General features: G+C 39.9%; 19 protein-coding genes. 2 read left to right on the top strand and 17 right to left on the bottom strand.

Features of this window, described 5'->3' with window-relative positions; genetic code table 11:
* Positions 1-75: 75 nt before the first annotated feature.
* From dinD to IM797_RS06730, 14 genes are all read right to left on the bottom strand, one after another.
* Positions 76-912, bottom strand: coding sequence for a DNA damage-inducible protein D (dinD, locus tag IM797_RS06795; protein WP_194126358.1), 837 nt, complete (start codon positions 910-912; stop codon positions 76-78).
* Between the two features lie 171 nt (positions 913-1083).
* Complete coding sequence (locus IM797_RS06790; protein ID WP_194126357.1) at positions 1084-3876, bottom strand: outer membrane beta-barrel protein; 2793 nt, start codon at positions 3874-3876, stop codon at positions 1084-1086.
* A 9-nt stretch (positions 3877-3885) separates the two neighbouring features.
* Complete coding sequence (locus IM797_RS06785) at positions 3886-4617, bottom strand: hypothetical protein (RefSeq protein WP_194126356.1); 732 nt, start codon at positions 4615-4617, stop codon at positions 3886-3888.
* Positions 4618-4727: 110 nt separating this feature from the next.
* A complete protein-coding gene (locus IM797_RS06780; RefSeq protein WP_194126355.1) occupies positions 4728-4970 on the bottom strand; it encodes a helix-turn-helix domain-containing protein in 243 nt (80 codons plus the stop codon).
* A gap of 26 nt (positions 4971-4996) precedes the next feature.
* Complete coding sequence (locus tag IM797_RS06775) at positions 4997-6139, bottom strand: thioredoxin family protein (protein ID WP_194126354.1); 1143 nt, start codon at positions 6137-6139, stop codon at positions 4997-4999.
* A 20-nt stretch (positions 6140-6159) separates the two neighbouring features.
* Positions 6160-7338: a retropepsin-like aspartic protease gene (locus IM797_RS06770; protein WP_194126353.1), complete on the bottom strand. Its 1179-nt coding sequence runs from the start codon at positions 7336-7338 to the stop codon at positions 6160-6162.
* Between the two features lie 20 nt (positions 7339-7358).
* Positions 7359-8513, bottom strand: a complete 1155-nt coding sequence (locus tag IM797_RS06765) for a TlpA disulfide reductase family protein (RefSeq protein ID WP_194126352.1) — start codon at positions 8511-8513, stop codon at positions 7359-7361.
* An 81-nt stretch (positions 8514-8594) separates the two neighbouring features.
* Positions 8595-9986: a TlpA disulfide reductase family protein gene (locus IM797_RS06760; RefSeq protein WP_194126351.1), complete on the bottom strand. Its 1392-nt coding sequence runs from the start codon at positions 9984-9986 to the stop codon at positions 8595-8597.
* A gap of 46 nt (positions 9987-10032) precedes the next feature.
* The gene (locus IM797_RS06755) at positions 10033-11553 is read right to left on the bottom strand and encodes a PKD-like family lipoprotein (protein ID WP_194126350.1); all 1521 of its coding nucleotides are present in this window, start codon (positions 11551-11553) and stop codon (positions 10033-10035) included.
* Positions 11554-11579: 26 nt separating this feature from the next.
* Positions 11580-12341, bottom strand: coding sequence for a DUF4843 domain-containing protein (locus IM797_RS06750; RefSeq protein WP_194126349.1), 762 nt, complete (start codon positions 12339-12341; stop codon positions 11580-11582).
* An 11-nt stretch (positions 12342-12352) separates the two neighbouring features.
* Positions 12353-13795, bottom strand: a complete 1443-nt coding sequence (locus IM797_RS06745) for a RagB/SusD family nutrient uptake outer membrane protein (RefSeq protein WP_194126348.1) — start codon at positions 13793-13795, stop codon at positions 12353-12355.
* A gap of 12 nt (positions 13796-13807) precedes the next feature.
* The gene (locus IM797_RS06740; RefSeq protein WP_194126347.1) at positions 13808-17110 is read right to left on the bottom strand and encodes a SusC/RagA family TonB-linked outer membrane protein; all 3303 of its coding nucleotides are present in this window, start codon (positions 17108-17110) and stop codon (positions 13808-13810) included.
* 277 nt (positions 17111-17387) lie between these two features.
* Positions 17388-18524, bottom strand: a complete 1137-nt coding sequence (locus IM797_RS06735; RefSeq protein WP_194126346.1) for a FecR family protein — start codon at positions 18522-18524, stop codon at positions 17388-17390.
* A gap of 70 nt (positions 18525-18594) precedes the next feature.
* On the bottom strand, positions 18595-19179 hold the full coding sequence (locus tag IM797_RS06730) for an RNA polymerase sigma factor (RefSeq protein WP_194126345.1): 585 nt from the start codon (positions 19177-19179) through the stop codon (positions 18595-18597).
* A 206-nt stretch (positions 19180-19385) separates the two neighbouring features.
* On the opposite strand from IM797_RS06730, the gene hemW reads away from it, so the two are divergent.
* Complete coding sequence (hemW, locus tag IM797_RS06725; protein WP_194126343.1) at positions 19386-20528, top strand: radical SAM family heme chaperone HemW; 1143 nt, start codon at positions 19386-19388, stop codon at positions 20526-20528.
* Between the two features lie 8 nt (positions 20529-20536).
* Entirely contained in the window at positions 20537-21322 is a 786-nt protein-coding gene (locus tag IM797_RS06720) for an SDR family oxidoreductase (protein WP_194126342.1), read from the top strand.
* Here IM797_RS06720 and IM797_RS06715 read toward each other — a convergent pair.
* Genes IM797_RS06715 through IM797_RS06705 form a run of 3 tightly spaced genes read right to left on the bottom strand, consistent with a single transcriptional unit; the run spans position 21319 to position 25764 of the window.
* Positions 21319-22434, bottom strand: coding sequence for a formylglycine-generating enzyme family protein (locus tag IM797_RS06715; protein WP_370583068.1), 1116 nt, complete (start codon positions 22432-22434; stop codon positions 21319-21321). The genes IM797_RS06720 and IM797_RS06715 overlap by 4 nt on opposite strands.
* Positions 22435-22474: 40 nt before the next feature.
* Positions 22475-23743, bottom strand: coding sequence for a DUF1501 domain-containing protein (locus tag IM797_RS06710; RefSeq protein WP_194126341.1), 1269 nt, complete (start codon positions 23741-23743; stop codon positions 22475-22477).
* A gap of 17 nt (positions 23744-23760) precedes the next feature.
* Positions 23761-25764: a DUF1800 domain-containing protein gene (locus tag IM797_RS06705; protein WP_194126340.1), complete on the bottom strand. Its 2004-nt coding sequence runs from the start codon at positions 25762-25764 to the stop codon at positions 23761-23763.
* Positions 25765-25820 lie beyond the last annotated feature (56 nt).

Genomic DNA, 25820 nt, shown 5'->3' with positions numbered 1-25820 from the left:
AGTTAAAAATGAGCTTCTTTGCGTAGTCAGACCACTTTGTTGATATCAACAAAGTGATCAGAATGCCATTTATAGTTATCTAATCTTTCCGGAGCTTTTCAACACCTTCCTATTATCACTATTTAGCTTACGTTGTACTTTCTTCACATCTTCGGCTGGCGGCAAGGTCTCCAAATATATTCCTCTCTCCACTAGCATCTCTCTTACAGCAGAGTTATTATCTACATGTTCATTCTCAATTGGAACGTAACCTCTTAAGTCCTTATTCAATACATTCATCCCCGTCATTTCTGCAGCAAGATCTTTAGCTTTTATACTGATTGTAGGTAAGAAATCAGCAACAGGCCGTTTATCTGGAACTCCTAATTTCTTTTTTAACTGCTGCGTTGAAAGCAAAAATAAAGCCTGATCTCCTTTAGATCGAATTACTGCAAATCCTGCATGATCTACGCCACGTTCGAATAATATTCCTGAGAGTTGCTTTTCGGTTTGACTCAACTTTTCCCTTGCTTTTACCCTCTCATAATCCAGTAATCTTTGTTCAATGATTTCCTGCTTACGTGTTTGTACCGCAAAATAGGTTTGTGCAAAAGCAATTTGTGATTTTGAAGAGTCTCCATTTTGCGCAACTAGATAGCAAGCATATCTGGTTAAAGCGATATCTTCTACCTCACGAACTGCTCCCTTAGCCAATGGGATCATTTTGTTGACGTCAACAAAATGATCTGAAACTACATTAGAGCTGTTTTTGCATGCATCTTTGGCTTTATCTAATACTTTTACAAAGTTCCGCCATTCCTTATACTGGAATATTTCCTGGAGCTCCCTTGCGCTCCAGCATTCCACACCCTCAATTTCTAGTTTCACCGATTCAAATCTGGCAAACAGTATATTTATTTCTTCCGCTTTCATACATACTTAAAACTATATAAACAAATATAATCAGATAACTTAAACAACCAAATATTTCTCAAAGATTAATATTTTGAGAAATAATCAAGCAATTTGGGTGATTTCACAGAATTTTGAGACTTGTCCATTGGAAAAATCAATTAGACCGAAAACTCTACCTTACAACAGCGGCTAGCGTTGATCGATAAACATTCCATCGCTTTGCCTGGCTTTGCCCGCATTCTTTCCTGCGCCCCAATGTTGTGGATTCCATGAAAACTGGAGTAAAAAATAACGACTGTTGAGGTTAGAACGACTGTCGACATATCCATTGGCAGTTAATGTTCTGGAAACTAAGTTGTTTTGTTTCAAGGCATCCATCAAAACCAGACTTAATATGCCATTCTTTTGTTTAAGCATTCGCTTTTCCAGGTTCACATTGACAATGAAAGGATTTGGAGTTCCAATTGTACTCAAGCCTTGCACCAGGTTTTTACCTATGTCAAAGCCAAATATCAGCAACTTGGTAAAATAGACTTTACCATAGGCATTGAATTCAATAATACTGGAATTGATTTCGCGGAAGCCCATTAAAGTAAATTTGGTTCTGCTTAGGTTTAAGTTAATGCGCGGATTAATCTCTAACCAGTTTACCGGAGTTGCATTTACACCGAGAGACTGCCCCACATTAAAACCTTTACCAATATTCCGTAAATTATTGCTCATGGAAATTGAATTGGTATAGTTAAGTGAGCTGTTGAGGTTAATGGAATAACGCGAATCGGAAAAAGATTTGGAGCCCGTAATAAAGGTTGACAAGCTATAATCGCCATTGGCATTGATGAAGCGCGTCTCTCTACGTATGCCCAGTTGCGGATCATTGATCAAAATCTGGTTGCTGATCACCTTATCATTGATGAATACTGCTGACATGCGGAGGTTCAAGTTAAACTTAGAAGCCATTGAATACATCGTGTAAGAAAAACCGGCCCGATGTATAAAAGCGCTTTTTAAATCCGGATTGCCAAACTGCGTATTTAATGGGTCAGTTACATCAGGGATAGGTAACACCTGATTAAAAGTGGGTTGCTGAACGGAAGCATTATAGCTCAATTTGAATTCTGTTCTTTTGCTACTGCTTAATCTTAAATCCAACTCAGGCATCAGGTTGTAAGCATCCCTTTGAATGACATTTTTTAAGGTTTTGAAAGAACCACGCATATGGCTTCCCAATACTTTAAGTCCGAATTGCAGATCATACCAGGTGTTTCTATTATAAGAAAACCTTAATGTAAATGGACTTTCGATGGTTTGATAATTAAAAATACGGCTCAGTGAATCAACTCCCTGAATTTCTCCATTCGGATTGATGCTGCTAACCAGCTGGTGGTTGTCATAGTTGGCGTAATTTAACGCAGCCACCAAACCTAGTTTCAAAAACTTGTTGACGGATTGGCTATATATGGCTTGCGCGGTGTTATTGCTATTTGAGCGCGAAATATCACGTAGGTTATGTAATTCGTAATCACTTGCATTACCAGCTGCGGGAACAATACTGGAGAAAGTATTGTGATCGTCACGATCTTCCTCCTCTTTTTTTGAACTGGAGCTTAGTTGAAGAGAAATGTTTGAGCTTCCACTTTTAAAAGAATGGGTATACAATGCCGATGCCCTATAATTGGGCATCTTGGTTTGGCTGGAATTGATGGTACGCTGTTCCACATTAATTGCCCCCGTTTGCAGAAATTTATTATCTGATGCGCCTTTATTTTCTGCGTAGCCGAGATCGGTATTGAAGGTTAGTTTATCCAATTTACTGGGATTATAGTACAGTGTCCCTCTAAACAGATGACTTTGCTGTTGGTTATCTGCAGTTATGGAACGGCTTCCATTCACTTGTCCATCGTTATAATACTCTTCTGAAAGGCTATTTTTATAGGTATTGCCGCTTGACTTCTTAAAGGTGTAATTGCTCTCTAAAGTAATCTTATCACTAAGCTTGTTACTGAAGACCAGACCACCATCCAGATTATTAAGGCGACCGCCATCTATGTTTGAACCAGATCTAAAAAGACCACTATAGCCATTACTTTTAGTGCTGCTAATGGTTCCAACTGCTGGACTAGCATTGATTCCGGCCGGGCTACGCCCTACAGAGGCGTTGACGCTAATTTGCTTGTACCCATCAAGGCGCATTAAAGATGCTCCGGCATAATTGCGGTCATTGAAATTTGACTCGCCGGTAAGTGAGTACATTGTTCCGACCGATTTATCCACTTTGGATACCACGTTTAAGACTTTGGTTGGCTCATCGGTTTTGACACCTGTGGCCGCAGCCTGATCGCCATAATCATCGATGATTTGAATACGCTCCACGATATTAGCCGGCAATTCTTTAATGGCATTTTTAATATCACCACCAAAATAGTTGATACCGTTAAATTTTGCACGTTTCACCTCCTGTCCCTGATGCGTTACTGTTCCGTCTTTATCGACAGATACGCCTTCCATTTTTCTTAAAAGATCCTGGAGTTTCGCATAATCCCGGATGATGTAATCGTCAGCCCAGAACTCAACCGTATCTTTTAAATATTTTGGTCCTACTTTACCTTTTATTGTGACTTCATTTAAAAGTTGATTTTCAGTTTTTAACATGATGGGTTGGAGGACCAGTCGGGCTTTGGTATCGTTGTTCAAATACTTTTGCGACTTTCTTAAAAAGCCAACGCCACCAACAGTAATGATAAACTCGGCAGATTTCACGTTTTTGAAGATAAAAATGCCTTGGTCATTGGTTGTAGTTTGCAGGGTATCTTTGTTGGAAACGAGCCGAACTGTGGCGCCTGCTGCTGCATCACCAATCGAATCTCTGACAATTCCGCTTACCGCTCTGAGCGCCAAGGGAACAGTTACAACCGGTTTATTTTGAGCTTTTAAGACATGGTTTGTTAAAAGGAATATAAAAACGCAAATAATTCTCTTCATTATCTGATTTTATGGCTTTGCAGCCAGTTTGTAACTACCCCAGAACTCCGACCAAATCGTCCTATCTATCATTCCAAGCAGTTGTTCTTTACTAAATCCAGGGTTGAGCTCTGGACTGGGGTTGGCCATCATTGCGGCCTCTGCCGGGCTTAAAGCTTTACCACCGCTCCCCCGGAGCAGCATGTTGTAATAAATCGTTTGACCTTGGTTTATCCCTAACAATTTTAGTGGAATCGCTAATTCATAGGTATAAATTGGACCATCATCCTTATCTTCCAGCTTCCAGGCTACTTGTATCCTTTGTTCATTGTAAATCGAAATGAGCGTATCGGTTATCCCGGCAATATCACGCACATCTATTTCATTCCATTCTGTTTTTGGAACTGGCTTACCATCAATAATGGGTACAGGAAAAGTAACCGCCGGCAAACCAGCTGTTGACTTTGTTTCTTTACTGCTGATAAATAGCTTTATCCCACCTCTTGCATAAGCTTTACCCGGAAATTTATCTTTTTTAACGGCCAGGTATAAGAATTTATCATCATTGGACATACTGTACCACAGATTATTTTCTTTATTATAGGCTGCCATTTCTTTGCCCCAATCATCTAGTTTACCGTCTATTTTTACTTGTTTAGCCCAGATGCTTTGGCTTTGTATATTGGGCGCTTTTTGGGCGTAAAGGACTGAAGTGAATAGAATAGAGAGGAGTAATGGCAAGGCAAATTTCATAAATAACATAGGATTATTGATTTTAAAGTTATGCGCTAAATTTACCAATAGCAATAGAGTCAGTCTATAAAATTACCCGACTGGCACCTTCTTCATTTAAAAGCGTTTGCACCATGGCTTCAACCTTCAATTCCATTAAAATAACCATTCAAGAAATCCTGGGGTTCCAACTTGAATATGATGGCTATTTGTAATAGCCTGTCAAAGTTGAATTTGGTTTGTCCATTTTCCAATAGGCAGTAAGAGTTTTGCGATATAGCCAGAGCATGGGCCATAAAGTATTGCGAATAACCCTTATCAATTCTAATTTTTCGGATATAATTGCCGAGACTAACAGAGGTCGTATCTATAGTAATATTCATGAGGAGTTAATTTAAGGGTCGGAATTTTAGTTTAAAAAGGACTCAAAATATTTTGGACTTTTGCTGATCAATTTTGCTTTTTTAAGACCCCAGGTTGCATATTGCTTTGCTTTTGCTGGCTCATTCTGTTCCTTCATAATCCTTGCAGCTGTTCTTAGAACCTCCGTGCCTGAATTTTCAGAAACCACCAATTGCATCCAGTTTGCAAAGAGTTTGTTTCCTTCTGCATCTTCTGTTGGAGATTTCAGGTACATAGCCATATAACGTATTTTATTGTCATCATCGTTGTAATTGGCCACAGCGTACTTGTAAAAAGCTTTGGTATCTTTTTGCTGCCTGTAATAGTACTCCTCGGCAATATCAAGCTTAGCATATGGCCAGTCTGCAGTAGAAAATAAAGGTTTAACTTCGTTTAAAAAGGATTCGAATTTAGCATCATCACGTGTTGAAATCGCAGCTTTCATTCTGGTATTGATCACCTGAAGGCGACGGCCCCAAACCAGATCTTTACCATACAAAGATTCTAGTTTCGCATAATTTTGAAGCAGGAAGTCTGCTAATTCCGGACTCATTTTGCTGGTCATTAGAAATGGAATCGCATTTCCCTCTTCCAACAGGTTTTTCGCTTTTAGATAGGCCGCTACTTCATCTGCATTCATAGGTTTGCGTTCGGTAAACATAACTGGATAAAAGGCCGGATAATTTACATCCAAGGAAGAACTGAAACCTTTCATGGCTTCTCCCTTTTTAGATTTTGCCATAGCTTCTTTTAAAAGGTTTTGAAATTTATCGGCTTCTTTATAGCCGGAAAATCTGGCGACTAGCTGTCCATCAGCATTTAACAACAAAAAGGTGGGAAAACCGGTAACGGCATATTTTACCTGTAGCTTTTTACCTAGATCTTCGGTCATGAAGTCGATTTTGGTGCTGACAAAGTTATCTTCCATCAGTTTCTCAACTTCTGGCAATACAAAAACTTCATCGTCCATTTGCTTACAGGGGTGACAGCCTACGAAATAGCTATCTACAAATACCATTTTATTCTCCTTTTTGGCTTGGACAAACAGCTCATCCATAGTTCCAGCCTTTACAAACTGGCCTTCCTGAGCCTTAACCGATGCGATAACTGCTGTAAACAGCAGCATGCCAAGTAATTTAATTCGTTTCATATTCAGTGGATTGGGTTTGATTATTTAACAATAAGATCTTTAACTGAAATGCCATTGTACACTGACACAAAAGTATAGGTACTGCCTGCGGGCAAGGCCATCAGTTTATAGAATTGTTTAGGGTCTTTTAACAGTACTTTAGCGGTTAATCCATTCAGCGTTTTTATGATGCCACGAGCTTTGAGACTTACTTTTGAATTTTCGGGACCAGTTAAGCCCATGACCTCTAGCTCACCAGTTGGATTAAAGCCAAATAAGTATCCCCCAATGGCAAAATCATAAGGATAATTATAGTTCTTGTTTGGACTGAAGTGAATTTCTTTCTTTTGCATGTTGATGGTAAAGTTGTACCTGCTGATTAAGCGAACACCTATAGAGCCATCAAAGCCCGGATTCCAACTTTCGCTTTGTCCACCGCCGGCCATTAAGGTCACCGGCAGGTCATTGATTGCCGGCATATTGGAAAACGTAAAAGCTGCTGCTTTACCACTAAAAGTTGGGGTAATCATCCCCATACTGGTGGTTGACCCACTGTATTCTGATTTAAAGCCACTAACCAGCAATTTGTTTTGCTTAACAAAAGGGCGGAAACAGATTAAACTGTAGGAAGCTCCGGTATCAAAAACGAACTCGCCTTGATGCGCGGGCTCGGTGGTGATGCTTAAAGCTCCGGGAATGATAAACAAACCGGCGGGCATGGTAAAGGGAACTGAAGCTCCTTCTTTTTCATAGGTATAATCGCCAAAACTATACAGTACCATTTCCTTTTGATCATAATTTACTCTGGTGATGTACCGCCTGGCTAAGGCATTGCCGATAATGCCATCATTCCCTTTATGCATTTCTTTAAAGATGGCAATGCTTTGGTTTTTAAAATCGAAGTTGGGAAAGTGCACCGTATTGCCTTCAGAAACAGAGATTTCCATGGAACCACCCACTACTGAGGCTTTTTGCTTACGCGATACTTTTAGTCCGATGGAATCGGCTAAGGACTGGCTAATTGCCATCCCATCAGCCCCGGTATCAAATAACAGGCGAAGCGGACGGGGAAAATCGTTCAATTTAACAGTAAGAATGATTGTTCCATTGTCGGTTTCGAATGGAAACCGCGCTACTTCTTTAGCTTGTTGCGCTTTGGAAAATGAACTGTAGCCGATTAAAACCAGGATTGGGATAAGGAACCTATAGGATCGTGTCATTGTATGTGATATTATATTGTTTAAAAGCCATATATGCGTTCAAGTGCCTGATCTATATCATCAGTAGCACTTGCTGAAATACGCAATATGATTTTTCCATCGGCACCGATCAGTATTTTTGTTGGAAAGGCATTGACGTGAAAAGTGCTTACTAGATTTTGCTGCGCTATCCCATCCTGATTTAGCAGATGCACCCAATTGATCTGATCTTCCTGAATGGCTTTAAGCCAGGTTGCTTTACAATCGTCGAGTGTTTTCCCCCGCTCCTGAGCAATGGCAACAATTTCAAAACCTTGGTCTTTGTATTTGCTGTATAGGCTTTTTAAATGTGGGTGACTTGCCCGACATGGACCGCACCAACTGCCCCAAAAATCGAGCAGGTAAGTTCTTCCTTTTAACAACTCCGGACTTACTTTATTGCCATTTTTATCAATCCGCTCAAAAGCAAAAACAGGTATTCCGGCCATTGTTGGGGCAAGCTTTTCAAGCGTTTTCTTAATACTTTCCGCTTCAGCAGTGTTTTTATATGTTGGAGCCAAAGTATTCCAAGCCTTGAGGTAATCATCTGCGGTATAAAAACTACCCAAACGGTTTAGCAAAAAAACCGACGCAAAGGATTTCGGATTATTCTTTACAAATTCCTTCTCTCTGAAATAGCCAGAAAGAGATAGTTTCTTTAGCTCCTGATGTAGTTTTGTAGAATCTTCAGGAGTTCTTTTAATATTTTTGTCGAATGCTGTTGACAGTAACTCCCGATATCTGATTTCAGATTTTGCACCTTGTTGGATCAAAACATTATATAAATCATTTTCAGCATCACCTTGAACCACAGCCACATTTACAAGTGCTGCATTTCCTTTAATTTGAAGGTTTTTGTTCCAGATGAAAAAGTTCAGTGGTGGTATCATCATGGAGTTTGCAGCAGAATTTTCTGGCAAAGCAACAGTTAATCTGGCTGGAGCGGGGGCATTTTGAACTGGTAAACGTACAGAGAATTTGTTGTCGACCCCTGCTACAGATTTATATTGGTTTTTGCCCGCATTATCGGCAAATGAGATGTTTACTTTTTGGTTGGCTAAACCGGCGATTGTTCCAGATACAGTGATGCTGTCGGTCTGTGCACTTGAAAACAAGCTTAACATGAGCATTCCAACTGTTAAATACAGTAATTTCATCAGGATAATTTGGTTTTAGGAGATATAAAATTCCACATCCTGAGCCTATGAGGCTCGAGATGTGGGATACTTAAGAGATAATTATTTTGCCAATGTTTTTTCCAACAGTTCCTTTAGTTTAGGATCTGAAGGTCTTGGAGAATCGACACTTACAATTTTTCCGGCTTTATCAAACACCAGGAAGCGCGGAATGGTATTGACTTTATAATATTGAGAAAAATCATTTCCAGGGCCGCCAGCAAATAACTGTGTACCACCCAGGCTTTCATCTTTAATCATTTTCAGCCATTTCTCTTTATCTTTGGGATCATCGGTTGAAAGGCTGATGATTTCTACATCTTTTCCTTTCATCGCTTCTTCCAGCTTTTTCAGGTGTGGAATTTCTGCTTTGCATGGTCCACACCAGGTAGCCCAAACGTCAACCAATACCACTTTACCTTTTAGACTGGCCATAGTTACTGTTTTACCCCCTTTATCTGGAAAAGAAAAAGCTAAGGCATCATCGCCAGGCTTCAACAAGGCCAATGGCGTAACGATGTCTACATTGCGTTTTTTCTGACTTGCAGTAAGGATGTATTTTCCGTAGCTATCGATCAAAGCTTTGTAATCAACAAAGTTCTTATACCTGGCTGCAGTTTCTAAAACAGCATCTCCTTTTAAGGTATCGTTAGGTAAAAAGTCCAGGTCGCTCTTCAGGTTTTCCAATCCACCAGTAAATTTAATATTCTGCTGTCTTCTGTTTATACTGATTAATCCATTTAGTGTTCTATTACCCCAAGGCTGGCTATACACCGCGGCGGTGTTTTTAGCAAAATCCTGAGCTTTAAGTGTGCCATAAAAAGGGCTGTACTCTTCTACAGAAGGATGCGCTGAACGTGGGGTATTTAGGAAATTAGAAGCGTAAGCAGCCATATCCCAAGCCATGTATTGCGGCATATTTTTATCAAACTTGGCATTACCTGTGGCTTTGCCAGTCAGGAAACCTTTGGTTTTGCCAGAAATCTCTTCCAATACCGGAAAGAAATCAACAAAGGTACTCTGCACCTTCATGAAGTTCACTGCTTTCTGCTCCAATGGATTTACAAAATCATGCCATTGGGTCAATACCACATTTTCTTTCGAATTCAACTTCCCGTTTAACACATAGCTTGAATCCAGTATAGAAACAGATAACTTATCTCCGCTTTTAAAGTAGAATTTATAGTTGTCATTTGGACTTCCAGGATTCCCTGTACCAATAACATACAACCCTTCGTAATCAGGGTAGAACAAAAAACCAAACTTACCTGCTTTTTCATCTGGTGTGCTGTTGCCAATTTCGACTACTTTACCTTCTACCACTTTGAATAGTTTTACAGGTGTAACTCGTTTCTTTTTAACTTGCCCTGTAACTTCTACAGGAAGTTGGGCAAATAAGCTGCTGGTACCCATGCAAAGGATCAATGCTACACCAAATAGTTTTTTTATTATCATAAACTGTTTTTTATTTAAAATTTAACAATATGTCCTCTAACGCCTACTAGCGCTCTCTGTAAGTTAGGCTCTGTACCTTGCCAATGCCAGAATATGAACTAACAGGTATCAAGTCAGCATTTAGAGATGGTACTGTAAATACTTCCATTTTACCATTTGCCCCTTCCGGTTTGGCAGGATCATAGCTACATACAATTAACTTATTCCCATCCGTGTATTTTGAGGACAAAAACGTTTGAAATTTTATTAAACTAATTTTTTCAGCGCCCTTATCAAGCATAACTTTTGTAGTTTTAAGCGACCTGTCGTACTGGTATAGTTTACCGCCAATTTTATAAAATAAATAGCCTAAATCTGGACTTACGGCATATTGTTCCGCTTTATCAAAATCAGTTGCCAGTATTTCAGCATAATATGATTGTACATTGCTAAAGCCATCAAAACTAGCCAAGAAGCGTTTATTAGAGGTTGGATCCTTTAAAACACTAAAAATCTCTCCTGCTCCAAAAGGGGAGTAACACATATAAATCATGTTCATGCCTGTAGAAAAGCTAAATAACTTATTCTCCTTTGGATCCGGAATGGCTGTACAATAGTTATCTATATCCGTATGTTTTACAAAACGCTTATTGTCGGTATCATAAAATATCCCTATCTGAGTTCTATTTACAGCAGAAGTTAATGGAGGAGCTGCAAAAGGCGCAATTTTAAAACCATTAGGCTCAGTTGGCAGATAATTAATTGGCACGCTGTATGCAACATTCCGAGTTCTATCGTACAGATATGCATCATTTCCACCCACCATATAACTATGCACACCTCCTGCCTGAACAATCACATCTGCATGAAAATCAGCAGGCATAGGTGCAAATATCTCCGTTTTTAAATTGTAAAGTGGTTTCCAACTAAAATTCTCAGGGTCAATTCGTTCTGTAGCCTCATCTGTCCCCAAATAAATTGCATAAGCAGCGTTTAAACCTGGCCCAGTAGATATTCCTCTATTATAATTATAGACCATGTGAGGTTTTCCCTTAAGAACCAAATCGGAACCTGTTGTTTTTAATAAATCGGGTATGGCAATAAATGTTCCATCTGTTAGTTTAGAAAGCATATCTAAACGAGCCTTACCGTTTACTTCACACATTAAAAACCAACCCTCGTTTATTTCATTAACAACTTTTAAAACGAACTTTTTTTGGTATTTCACACCTGTTTCTTTTACTGTAACTCCATAAAAAAAGTTATAAGTATCTGCCGTAAGCGTCATATTAACATCTAAATTCTTAGTATTGGTCATTTTATACAAACCCCTACCACCCAAACCATTCGGACCATCAAATAACCATTCATAGCTATATTTGGTGGTATCAGTTCCATCGTCCTGGCTAAAAACGAGTTGTGGTTTTAATACAAATCGCTTCCCGAAAATAGCCGTAGTATCATTCAATGATCTAATTACTACGTTATTTATTTCGTGATAGCTGTAGTTACCCAGATCTTTTTTACAAGATTGTATGTTATACATTGCCAATAAGGCAATCATGTATATGTAAATATTTTTAAGCATTGTCTTACATTTTTAATTTTAAACACTTATTGTGAACTTGGCCCCATCATCATTGGGCTTCCATCTTCTTCCAGAATGGTATTACCCGCAGCTTTCTGCTCATTAAAATATTTTTGGATGAGTCTGCCATACGCTGGAGCTTCTGCCAAACCAATTGTTTTATCTAAATAATCGGGGGTTATATTCAGAAATCCGCACATGAAATTCAACTTCTTCCTGGTAAAGACGCCAAAATAGGAATCTTGCCATCTTCCAGGTTTTTTAACGATATCATTAACCATTACTCGATATTTTATGAAGCTCATTCTTTTTCCTGTTGCCACATCGATAACTTTATCTTTCATTTCAGTAACAAAATTCTCATTGGCATTCAGATTCAAAATAATGCTTAGATTTTTGGTTTGCATATCCAGTGTACGATGCATCTTCAACAAGACCGTGTCTTTTACCATATTCTTTTTAATGGTGAAGCTTGTTGGTAAAACATCGTAGTCTTTACCAGCAACAGCGGTGGAGCTGGCATCCACACTTAAGCTATACGTACGATCTACAGTAGCAGGTGCTCCTGCCGCGTTAATAACAATTTTGCGAACAGAATCCTTTACAGTTACCAACGAGAATGATATTCCAATCGTATCTGCTAAGGGGTTTTCTGTACTTCCCGATGTCTGGGCAGCATTATTAAAATAGATATCTGCTTTGCCCTGGTAGGTGATCAATTGTCTTTTGCAGGAAACAGCTGTGATGAACAGCAGCATTACTGCCATACTATAAATAATCTTTTTCATGATTCTGTTTTTTAGCGGTATTGGATTTCAGAAATTGGCAGAGGCAGGACAAGGATCTTTGTTGTCAAAGTCAGATTCCCACTTCCGGCTGCTCCATTCGGTATCGATAGTATATTTCTCCGTTTGTAATAATAAAACAGCTGTCCCTCACCGTAAAATTCTTTTTGATACTCCTTTAGCAATTCTGAATTTAAAGTGGCTGTAGTGGTCACAGCAAGATTTAATAATCCCCTATTATTTCTAACGGTATTTAAATACCCAAAACTCTCGGTTAAATTTGTAGCAGTTTCTGCTGCGATATAGTACATCTCACTGATTTTAACCAAGGGGATAGTGAATCGAAAAGGTTTTGTCTTATCAACCACATCAGCATATTTCAAAAATACGGAATAAGATTTACCACCTGTAGAAGGTACAACCCAGTTCAAATTATAACGATAGTCATTAACATTTGACTCAAACACAGTAGCTAGCCTGGTAGGATTGGGCGCTAAAATATTCTTATCTTCAAGATCTGGTGAAAATGTGTTTAAGTAATTGTCATACAATTTCGAATTTTGGATACCAGATATCATCTCTGTTACGAAAACCCTATCCGGATTTGCTTTCTCATTTAATGCATTGGTAATGGTTACCCATGGGAATTTTGAGGCATTGTCTAGAACTACCTTTGCAGCCTTAAAAGCACCAGAATTGTTTCCGCGATATAAATTTACTCTTGCCTGCAATGCTTTAATTGCATAATAATTAAATCTATAATTTCGATTGCGCAGAAAATCAGTCCCATCATTTGTGGCTGTTGACATAACTCCATTAGCTATAATGGGATCGTTTTTTAATAACCCTTCTGCCATAGCCAAATCTGCCAGAATCAAGTCCATTACTTTATTCGCAGGCAATAAATCGGCAATTTTTGTACTTGGTTCTGTGTAGTATGGAATAGAAGTATTCAAAGAGTCAGCAGTGCTATATCTAGGACCAAATAGGCGTAACATGTCAAAATGCAGCATGGCACGCATTCCGATAGCCTCGCCTCTATAGATAGAATCAGTTTTGGCATCCAGAACACCTTTATAGGTAATTAAATTATCATTAAAAGCATTGATATTCAAAATTGAAGTATATGCGCTCGTCCAAATGTTATCTATGACATCAATAGTAGGCTTTGATCCATAGGCATATGCTCCTGTATTGTAAAGTGTATGCAAACTACCTACATTATACCTTTGGGCCAAAATATCAACCGTACTCAGGGTTAAATTACTACCATACAAACTATTGTTTGCAAGGTTGAGATACAAACCATTTAATACCGAATTTATTTTCTTTTGGGTTGAATAAGCATCCGCTTCCAGCACTCTATCTTCAGGTTTTACATCAAGGTACTTTTTACAGGAAAACAAGCTGGATAAAAATACTACCACCAATATTGACTTTATATATTTTTTTTTCATCGTCTTAATCAATTAAAATGAAGCTCTTAAACTAAATGAAACCGTCTTTGCAAAAGGATAATCAATCCCCCGTTCTCTGTTAATCGTTGATATTCTAAAAATATCATTGGTTAATGCCGATAAATTGACTGTTTGAAGTCCCATTTTTTTTAGCCATAAACTCCGGTCAAAAGTATAACCTATGTTTAGCGATTCGCCAGTAATCATATTTTCTCTCTGCACAAATCTTGATGACGCCGGGGTTGTGCTAGTTTGTGATATTCCTTTAAATTGTGCAATATCTCCAGGTTTTTTCCACCTGTCATACAGTGCTCGTCGATCCTGATTGTTAGCAATATTAGTGTAACTAATATTCTCAACCTTATTGAATAAAGCAGTATTAAAAATATCCCCACCAATACTGTAGCGTAAGTTTATTCCCAGATTGAATCCCTTGTAATAAATATTATTGCTAAAAACACCTTCCACAGCCGGGGTTGTATTGCCTACAGCCTGTACATTTCCTATATTATAATCAAATGTATATTGACCATCTGCAGCCAGGAAAATTTCCCTGCCGCTTCCCGGGTCAATTCCCAGTGATTTAGCTGCCCAAATATCGTCAGGACTGTAGCCATCTTTAAAACGCAATAAAGCTTTACTCAACTCCTGCTGTTTATTTAAAGCATTAAGGGAGTTACCAAAGCCATTGTATTTACTTTTATAAGTACTACCTGTTACACTTATTGTCCAAACCACCCGATCAGCAGGTCTGTAAATTGGAGAAAATCCGATCCTTGCCTCTGCCCCATTTGTATTTAAGTTACCGGTATTTAGGGGATAACCAACAAGGCCCGTTGAGGAAGGAAGATCAACCATAACAACTAATGGATCCGTACGTTTATTATATGCATTGATGTAACCTGTTAACCTTCCTTTAAATATGGAATAATCAATACCAACACTAAGTTGTCTCGTTTTTTGCGGGTTTAAATCAGGATTACCTAAAGTAGCTAGTGTAACTCCTTGTCCAAATTGATTGAAACTGGTTCCAGAACTATAATTATATACAGATACAGAAGTAATGCTACCATAGTTTTGATTTCCTGTTATCCCAATATTGGCAAATAATTTAAACCGATCTAACCAGGCCAGATTTTTCATGAATTTTTCTCGATGTAAGTTCCATCCAATACCACTTGACCAATAAGGCGAAAATTGTTTGTTTTTTCCGAATGCAGTAGAACCATCTAAACGGTAGGAAGAATCAAAAAGAAATCGTTGATCATATGCATAATTTACAGAAGCAGTTGCACTAGCTGTACGATAAGTATTTGAAATAGCCGATGGGGCTGAGTTTGCCACATAGCCAAAAGCAAACCGTGGATTTCCAAGACTCCCTTCCGGAAAACCTTCAGCAGAAAACCCTAACCTTTGCGTTTGGTTGTTATTGACCTCAAACCTAGCATTAGCGGTTACAGCATGCTTATCGCCAAACACCTTACCATAAGTTAAAAGTGTATTGGCCTGGTATGAAAAGTTGTCATTTTTTGTGTTTGAATATTTCCCTTTCTGGAATATACTAACTTCTTCAAAAGCACTATTTTCCGGTGCTAAAAAGATCTCATTGGTAGCACTTCCTTTGATTAGTTGCAAAGCCCCCCTTAACTCTAAATTGTTATTAAACTTATAACTAAGCTGAAAGTTATTTTGAACCTCTAAATTCTCTGTTGTATTGGTATTAGGCAATGACGCATCATACAATGGATTCCTTACTTTTAACTCAATAGAATACTGTGCCGTTCTAGAAATTTCAAGGTATCGTTGAGTTGGATCTTTAACATAATACGGATTCGCATTTACGAAATTTGCAAATGAACCGTATGGTGATTCTGTGGCAGAATACCCACGAATGTAGGTAACGTTGTTGATGTTTAGTTTATTTTTTCGATAGGTTAGGTTAATACTACCGCTCCAGGTATTACGCCCGGATCCTTTCATGGCCCCACTTTGGCTTTTATAATTTAAACCAATCCCATAAGTAAAAGCCTCGTCACCACCCTGGGCAAAAATAGAGTTATTTTCACTTATCCCAGTTTGCACCGGCTCGTTAAGCCAATATGTATTAACGCCTTGTTTTACTGCAGCCAGGTGGGTATTGTATAATTGGCTCAAAAATATATCTGCAGAAGGGGAACCACCAGAAGTGTATATATATCTGCCAGAGAGTCTTTCGAATTCTAACTTTTCTTCTGCATTCATCATATTATAACCAGAGAGATCTGGACTTTCTATACGGAAATCATTTGAATAGGTAAACCTCAGCTTTCCGGCGGTTGGTCTGATTGTTTCAATTACAACTACTCCATTTGATGCCCGGGCTCCATAAAGCGCAGTTGAGGCAGCGTCTTTTAATATACTTACAGATCCCACCCTATTCATATCCAAATCGACAACATTTTGTAAAGTAGTTTCAAAACCATCTAAAATAAATAAAGGCTGATTCGGGTCAGTTGCAAACTGATCTTTTAATGTATTGGTATTCGGAATACTGGTTTTTCCGCGAACTTCAATCTGTGGTAAAACATTTGGATTTGCACCAGCAAGATTATTTTCCATTAGAATAAAGGACGGATCCAAGGTTCTTAAACTCTGAATAATATTGTTATTACCAACACTTTTTAGCTGATCCTGAGTAAAAAAAGCGGTGGCCCCAGTAAAACTATTCTTGTTACGCGTAATACCAGTACCAGTAATTACCACGTCTTTCATATCGTTTTGAGCAATGTCCAGTTTCACCGTTATCGGAGACTTAATTCCTTTAACTTTAACCTCTTTGGTCACATAACCGATATAAGAAATGACCAGGACGTCGTTGTCAGAGGCCGGTATAATTACAAAACGGCCTTCTTTATTACTAACAGTAGCTCTGCTGGTTAATCCTTTAATTCGGATAGATGCTCCTGGAATTGGATTGGTGTTTTCATCCAAAATCACCCCACTTATTACGAGTTGTTGTTGCATCAATACGACGTTAACCAAAGATTTAGGTTTAATGATAATTGACTTATCTCTGATTTCGAAAGTCAGATTCTGCCCATCTAAGCAAGCGAATAATGCATTTGACAGACTTACATTCTGCAAATCAACATCTACAGTCATTGTTGATTTGATCAATGAGGCATCATACATGAAATCATATCCGGTCTGACTTCTAATCTCTTTGAAGACTTTTTTTAATGGAATATTTTTTTCAGAAATGGTTACACGTTGTCCATATGTTGCGGCACTAACCTGCAATAAAGACATCATCATCATAATTATGATCATTTTCATAATTAATAATAGTTTGGGCGGCAGCCAAAATTTCGGCATACCTAGGTTAAAAGCATTTGATTTCATACTTTTGAAATGGTTTGAGTTGATACTTGAATGGTTCGATTAATTATTCTTCTCTACTTTGTGTAGAGAAAGGTTACCTCAAACTTTTGCCGGATTGTGCTTCCAACACTTTCCGGCTTTATTTTGTAAAGCCCCTGATTTTTCAACTCTAGTTTGGTAGTGGTTTCTTCATTTTTAGTTGGTTTAAATTGATTGGATATTTAGTTCATTATTACTTTGTTACTGTAATCTTTCGACCCTCGATTTTAAAATGGACTTTATCTGTTGATTCCATCAGCGAGAGCACTTCTTCAATACTTTTAGAACGTGACACCAGTCCTTCAAGTGCAATATTTTTCGGAATACCTTCCTGATAGTCTACCTCAACGTTATACCATCTGGCTATCTTACGCATGATGCTCTGCAGGTTTTCTTCTTTAAAAACAAAGTCGCCATTTTTCCAGTCTATTTCATCCTCAACGTCTACAAATGAGACTTTTATGGCACTGGAATTCAATTCACTTTGCTGGCCGGGTTTAAGGACAACAGCTTGGGTGTTTGATTGTAAAGTAACTTGTACAGATCCCTGCAGCAATGTTGTTTTGGTACTGAAATCATCATCATAGCTTTTTACATTGAAATGTGTACCTAAGACCTTAACTTCCTGTTTACTGGTCACAACCAGGAATGGTTTATGTATATCTTTTGCAATTTCAAAATATGCTTCCCCATTTAGTTCCACTCTTCTTTCTTTCAAGCTAGCTAGATTGGCGGGGTACTTTAATGAAGAGGCCGCATTTAACCATATTTTAGAACCATCAGGCAGTCGCAATTGATACTGCCCCCCTTTGGGTGTTGCAATAGTATTGTACATTGATTTTGAATCTGCAGCACTTGATGCATCTTCAATGGTATAGATCAAATGCCCATCGTCAGTCTTGGTGATCTGTATTCCTGCTTGTTTATCCAAATCTCCATTTTGCGCATTGCTTAGATTGATCACTTTTCCATTCGCCAAGGTCAATGTTGCTCTATTTCCTCCAGGAACAATACTTTGTTGCGCTAATAAATTAGCTTTAGTTTTTTCATATTTTAGATAGAAGAATAAGCCAACAGAAGTCAGTACAAACAATACCGCAGCAGCTATCCGAATTGGCCATAGCTTCTTTTTAACCTGACTTTGTTTTTGCAACTGCTTAATGTTGCTGAGAATTTTATCCAAATCCCTTGCTCGGGATTCCAAGTCAAACTCATCAGGTTCAGGCTCCTGAAAACTTAAATACCAGCGCTCCAGCAAAGCTTTTTCAGCCTCGCTTGCCACTCCATTTTTGTAGTTTTTCAGTATATCTTGTATTTCCTTTTCTTGCATAAATCAAATAGCCGGGACTGCGCTTATAATAGTAAGACAAGATCATCGTAGACAAGAGGTATTGAAAATCTTAAAATTTATAAAATAATAATAAGTAGTTAAGCAAGCCCAGTTTACCTCTTAGCACTTTAAGCGTATTTGTCATTTGTTTCTTTACGGTTTGCTCTGTGGTACCCAGGAGTTCAGCAATCTGCTTGTGGCTTAGGTTCTCCCTACGACTGAGCAGAAAAACTTCCTTCATCCTTGGCGGCAGTGCATCGATTTCGTTCTCAATCTGTACTTTCAATTGGTTTTCACGGACGCGATAATCTGCATTTTCAGTATCACAATCTACAAAAGACTGAATCGAGGCGATGTATTTATCCTGAACGGATTTATGTGCAATCTGGTTGAGGATATAATTCCGCAAACTAGTATACAGATAGCCCGATAAATTTGTACTGACATCCATACTCTCTCGTTTTGCCCAAAGCATGGTGAAAATTTCCTGTACGATATCCTGACTTTCCTCCCGGTTGCGGGTCTTGTTCCAGGCATGATTATGAAGTATGAATTTGTACCGGTGATAAATTTGTTCATAAGCTGACCAGTCCCCAGCTTTTAACAGCAGCAACAATTCCTGATCTGAAACAAGTTTTAAGTCTTTGTTTTGCATTTACCACCAGGGCATTGAACTATATCCCAGTACAATAATAGGAATTTAAAAGTTTAAGCGTATGCCTTGTCAGACTAAAAAATTTACAATAAGCCCAGATTTTTCAATCATCTTCAATCTTTACCCATTTATCATCGCCAAATAATATTTATCCAGCTTCCTGGTAGTATCAAATTGATAAACAACAAACGCTTATCTTTGTCGCTATGTCCGGAATTTATATCCACATCCCATTTTGTAAAAAGGCCTGTACCTATTGCGATTTCCATTTCAGCACTTCATTGAAATATATGGACGAAATGACTGACGCCATTTGCAGCGAAATTGTTAAAAAGAAAGACCGGATTACGGACCAGGTGGGGAGCATTTATTTTGGAGGCGGTACCCCTTCTGTACTTCCCGCAAAAGCTTTTGAAAAGATATTCCATACCATTACCTCCAATTTTTCGGTGTCTTCAGAGGCTGAGATCACTATAGAAGCAAATCCGGATGATCTGGATGCTAAAAAAATTGCGGAGTTCAGGCAACTTCCTGTAAACCGTTTCAGTATCGGGATACAGTCTTTTTTTGACGAAGACCTGCGCTGGATGAACCGGGCACACAGTGCCGCTGAAGCCGAAACCTGTATTAAACGTAGTCAGGATGCCGGATTTGAAAACCTCAGCATTGACCTGATTTACGGTTATCCATTGCTGACCGATCAAAAGTGGCTGAGCAATATCCACAAGGCCATTGCCTTTGAAACACCACACATTTCGGCCTATTCCTTAACTGTAGAGCCGCGAACGGCCCTGGCCAGTGCCATCAGGAAAGGAAAGCAAACTCCGGTAAATGATGAACAAAGTGCAGCTCAGTTCATTACCCTGATCGAAAAGCTACAACAAGGTGGTTTTGAACAATATGAAATCTCGAACTTTAGTCAGCCGGGTAAATATGCAGTTCACAATACCAATTACTGGCGTGGTGTACCTTACCTGGGTATCGGCCCTTCGGCGCATGGTTTTGACGGACAAACCCGTTATTTAAATATCGCCAACAATGCTTTGTATTTGACGGAATTAAGCCATGGAAAATTAGCTGAAACCATAGAAGAGCTGGATAGTTACGACCGCTTTAATGAGTACATCATGACTTCTTTAAGGACGATGTGGGGCACCAGCATGGCTAAAATAGAAGCAGATTTTGGAAAACTGTTCAGGGCAGATACCTTAAAAAACATGGAACCTTTTCTGGAAAGAAAATGGCTCACACACCAAAATGACCACTTAATATTAACCCCGGATGGCAAATTGTTTGCTGACCATATTGCTTCTGAATTGTTTTTAATTACAGATGACCACCATAAATAGCTTAAAATATGAACAATAAAGTCATTTGGATCACAGGCGCCTCATCTGGAATTGGCGAGGCCCTGGTTTATCAATATAGCCAGATGGGCGCCAAGCTAATTCTTTCTGCACGTAACCGGGACGAACTGTACCGTGTCAAAAACAATTGCAAAAGCCCGGTTAATGTACATGTACTCCAGCTGGATCTGGAAAAGACGGATGCCCTGACAGACAAAGCACAGGAAGCCTTGCGGATTTACGGTCATATCGATCTGCTGATCAATGCTGGTGGAATCAGTCAGCGGGCATTGGCGCTGGAAACCACACATCAAACTGAAAAACGCCTGATGGATGTTAATTTCTGGGGTACTGTTGCTTTGAGCAAAGCAGTTTTACTAGGAATGATTGCTAAAGGTGAAGGAAAAATTGTTTGCATCAGCAGTTTGGTTGGTAAGTTTGGTACTCCCCTGCGCTCTGCTTATGCCGCATCAAAACACGCGTTGCATGGTTATTTCGATTCTTTACGGGCCGAAGTAGGGGACAAAAACATTAACATCATCCTGGTTTGCCCTGGATTTATCAAAACAAAGGTAACAATCAATGCGCTGACCGCAGCAGGAACTCCACAAGGTACCATGGATGAGGCCCAGGAACAGGGAATGCCTGCAGATGAATGTGCCAAACAAATTGTTCAGGCCATTAAAAATAATAAAGAAGAGGTATACATCGGTGGCAAAGAAGTTAAAGGTGTGCTGCTTAAACGTCTTTTTCCGTTACGTTTTTCCAAATACATCAAAACAGCAAAAGTAACTTAATTAGATACGCACCTGAAGCCTGTATTTTCTAAACCTGTATCTACAGAAGATTTCATTTTAGACGTTACCCTATAACCTTTACAGTAGGAAGAATGGCACATGAAAGAACCGCCCCTGATTACTTTTTTAGGTACCGTTGGCTCTTCAGGATCGTAACTTTTGGCTGGTCCGGCAGGATTGTGCACTTCTCCTTTCAGGGTTTTGTAGTAATCTGCGGTATACCAGTCGGCCGTCCATTCCCAAACATTTCCAGCCATATCATATAAACCATAACCATTGGCTGCAAATGATTTGACCGGGGCCACATGGTCAAATCCATCGGTTTTTAAATCCTGGTAAGGAAATTCACCTTGCCAGGTATTGGCTTTTGCTTTGCCTTTGTTAAGATCTTCATCACCCCATGGGTATTTTTTGCCTTTTAAACCACCCCTGGCGGCATACTCCCACTCCGCTTCGGTAGGCAAACGTTTACCGGCCCATTTGGCATAAGCAGCAGCATCTGCCCAGGAAACCTGGGTAACCGGATAATGCGCTTTACCTGAGATACTGCTTTTAGGTCCCTGGGGATGTTTCCAACTAGCCCCTGTAGTCCAGGTCCACCATTGCGAAACGTCATTGATATTTACACGGCCTGCTGGTTTTCGAAAAGTTAAGGATGCAGGTTGCAGCAGCTCATCCGCTGGCTTTGCGGTACCTGGAGGCAATTGTTTTTTCAATTCTTCCCAGTCCGGCTTGCGTTCTGCTTCAGTTACATAACCTGTTGCTTTGACAAATTTTGCAAACTGGGCATTGGTTACTTCGGTGGCATCGATCCAAAAAGCGTCCATGCGAACCGGATGGGCGGGATATTCATCCGGCCGGCCTTCCTGATCGGAAGCCCCCATAACAAAAGTCCCTGCAGGAATCAGCTTCATGCCTTCATGTGATACTTCGGTACCTTGATGAAGTGTATCTAAGCCACTTGTTTCGGGCAGTGCACCAAAACGTTTGGGCAAATTGGCATTGCAACAGGTAGAATCAGTACCACTGGTTGCCTGGGTATTTTTATTGTTTTTTTGAGTACAGGCCGACAAGAGCAGCGCGACAGCCATTGATAAAACCGCTTTCTTCACCTGGCTAAAATAATCATAAATAAAATAGTATTGAAGCCGTCTAACGCATTACACCGATTTTGTTACCATCCCAATCCGGGAACAACACTTTATCATTATTGATGTTCAAATGCTTATCTGCCACTTCACTAAACACACTTCTAAAATCCGTGGTGACTGCCAGGTCTCTTCCATCTTCCAGATTCTCCACAGCCAATGGGTTAACCAGGCCATGCACCAATCCCCCATTTACGCCATTGCCCAGAATGAAATTACAGGAACCGCGTCCATGGTCTGTCCCCCCTGTACCGTTCTGTTTTACTGTACGTCCAAATTCGGTCATGGTCATTACCGTTAAGTCATCCTGATAGGTACCCATATCTGTCCAGAATGCCATGATGCTATTACTCAAATCGTTTACGTTTCTTGCAAAAATACCGGTTTCGGCCCCCTGGTTAAAGTGCGTATCCCAACCGCCAGATTCAGCAAACGCGACTTCCATACCCACATCCATTTTGATGAGTTGGGCAATCTGTTTTAAGGAATTACCCAATGCTGATGCCGGATAAACGGCATTATTAGCTGGTTTGTAATTTTTAACATCAACTTTAGACAACATTTTGATCGCGTCAAAACTCTCCTTACCGGTTTCTTTTAATAAGCCCGAAGAAGTTGTATCGTATAAATCTTCAAAACTTTTGGCAGCCATATTGGCGCCTTTAACATTACCTTTTAACTGAATGTTGAAATCCTGCAAATTACTGATTGCCACTGCCGGATTGTCTCCGTAAAAGGATCTCGGCAATGAAGAAGTGAGGCTCACCCCCTGGAAAGGCGTTGCCGCATCGTGTCCCAACAAGCCAACTGCGCGGTTTAACCAGCCACTGTCTGTACCTTTTCTAAAAGGTGTACCGGATTCCATATAATCCTGTGCATCAAAATGCGAACGGGTGGTGTTTGGTGAACCGATCCCATGTACAATGGCCATTCTTTTATCGCGGAACATACTTTCAAATGCAGCCATAGATGGGTGCAAGCCAAAGCGGCCATCCAGATCAATCAAGGGTGTATTTTTACCATTTCCCCTGGCAGCATCCATAAATAAGGTTGGCCTTGCTGCTTTGAGGTACTGATCGGTAAAGGGTGTCACCGCCATCAAACCATCCATAGCCCCGCGCTGAAAAATGCAGACCATGATCTTTTTACGTTTAAATAATCCGGGAGCCCTGGTATTGGCAACAGCTTCTGTTAAAAATCCAGGTATACCACCCAATCCAATTCCGAATAGGGCTAGTCCCCCTGCTTTTAAAAATCCTCTTCTTGATGTCATGACGGTTCTCTTTAGGTTTATTTACGTTGAAATTCTGGTGATCCGATAATTACACCCACCACCTGTGCCAGCATGGTATTGTTGCCATTGGCCATCACTACCTTACTTGCTTTTTTACCATATCCTTTGTTCGCTACTTTCGAGGCGTCTTGATCAGCTTTAGCCATCATCAGCTCCTCTCCTGTGCTATTCATGGAATTTTTCATTTCCGGCGGCGCTGCTTTTGCGGCGGCTGTTTCTACCTTATTCATCAGCTCCGGATCATTTAACATCGGAGTCAAACGTTTCACGGTTTCTGTCAGGTTTCGTTCTGGCATAATCAGTTTGCTGTAAGTAACCAATGCCGCCGCAGCACTTTCCGGTTCATGATGACCATTCATGGCCGACAGGTTAACTTTAATCCCAGGAATCCGCTCAGAGGCCAGTGCCAGTCCAAAATTCATCCTGTTTAATAATGCTCCGGTATTGATCCAATATTGCCCACGATCAGGAAAACCTGTTGGTGCCTGGTAGAAATACATTTTTTGCCCCATTTTATTGATCCAGACATAAAGTTGATAAGGCTGGTTGATCTGGGCATCCAGGCTGCGTACCGCACTGATGGCCAGTTCAAAAGGCGATTTTGTTTTTTCGCGCAAGGCATCAGGAGCCCAAAATTCTGGTGAAGAAACCATGGTAATCATCACCTGCTTGATATCGCCATCCGTTTTAAGAAAGGTTTTAGCCATTTTATCAACCAATGCAGTTGCCGGGTTGTCGTTCACAAAACGGGTAGCCAGTTTTTTAGCAATGAATTTTGCTGTGGAGGGGTGGTGTGCCAGCATCGACAAGAGTTCTACACCTTCATCGTAACCTCTGTTGGCAGGAAAGCGTTTTCCCAGCACCAGTTTCTCCCCATTGTCATGCCGTGTAGGCACAAACAAGAAATCACCATCGTGTACAAAGCCACGTTTCTCGAGGTTGGCATCGCCTACGCGGTCCATTAAGTTTTTCATCGAAGAGCCATATCCATTCTCGCCCATTGGCGCAATGGTCCAGCCGGTAAGGACACGTGCAGCCTGGGTAACATCGCTTTGCGTATAACCTCCGTCTACACCTAAGGTGTGTAATTCCATTACCTCCCGTGCATAATTTTCATTCAATCCACCCTGTTTCTTTTTAGCTGGCGCATTTTTTAGCGTTAATGCTTTTGCCCTGTTCCTTGCGATTGCTTTAGCTGCTGCTTTGCCGTTCAGCATCATCCCATCGTTCATTTGCATACTGCCCTCGCTTACTGCAGTTTGCTGTCCGCTACTGGAAAAGTTATCCAGGTACATGAGCATGGCCGGCGATTTTGCAGTAGCCAGTAACAGGGTTTCGAACTTGCCCGTCACATTTGGCCTGATCACATCCCTTTCATAAGCGGGGATGAAGGAAGCACTTTGGTTTTTGGTCAATGAAACATTAAAATGGTTGAACCAAAAATCTGTAAGCAGCTCATGCAATTGGTTATTGGTATAGGCCGAACGTAATATCTTTTGGTTAAAAAACTGTCTGAATAATTCCTGCTGTGGTTTGTAGCCTTTAGATTCCATATAATCCTGTACCTGCTTCCGGTATTCTTTTCCATTGGCTTTATTTACAGAGTCTTTATTGATGACACCATCTTTAATCGCCATCCTGACCGCAAGGCCTGGTCGCGGGTATTGATTTTCGACTTCAGTATTGCTTAGGTTGATCGCATCAAACTTATGCAAGAGGGTATTGAGCGAATCGTCTTTAATTTTTCCATCAAGTTGTTGTTGAAACCACTTTTCCAATCCAATTTTCAGGACTGCATCTACATCACCTTCACCCGTTCTGCTGCCGTAAGTAAAACGGCTGATGAGATGTGCCGCAGCCTGCCTTTCTGTTAGACCTGCTTGTTTATACGGAAATACAAATTTTATGGCCGCCGGTTTTTCCTTTTGAAATGAAGAAAAAAGTACAGTAACGCCGAGGAGGAACAGAAATGAATAGAAGACCTTTACTGGTGTTTTCATAACGTTGTTTGTGTTTGGTTACGAGACTATGACAGCAATAAACAAAGAAGGTTTAA

This window comes from Pedobacter sp. MC2016-24 (assembly GCF_015223055.1).
Lineage (GTDB): Bacteria > Bacteroidota > Bacteroidia > Sphingobacteriales > Sphingobacteriaceae > Pedobacter.
The sequence above is the reverse complement of the archived record's forward strand: the minus strand, read 5'-3'. Positions and strand labels throughout refer to the sequence as shown.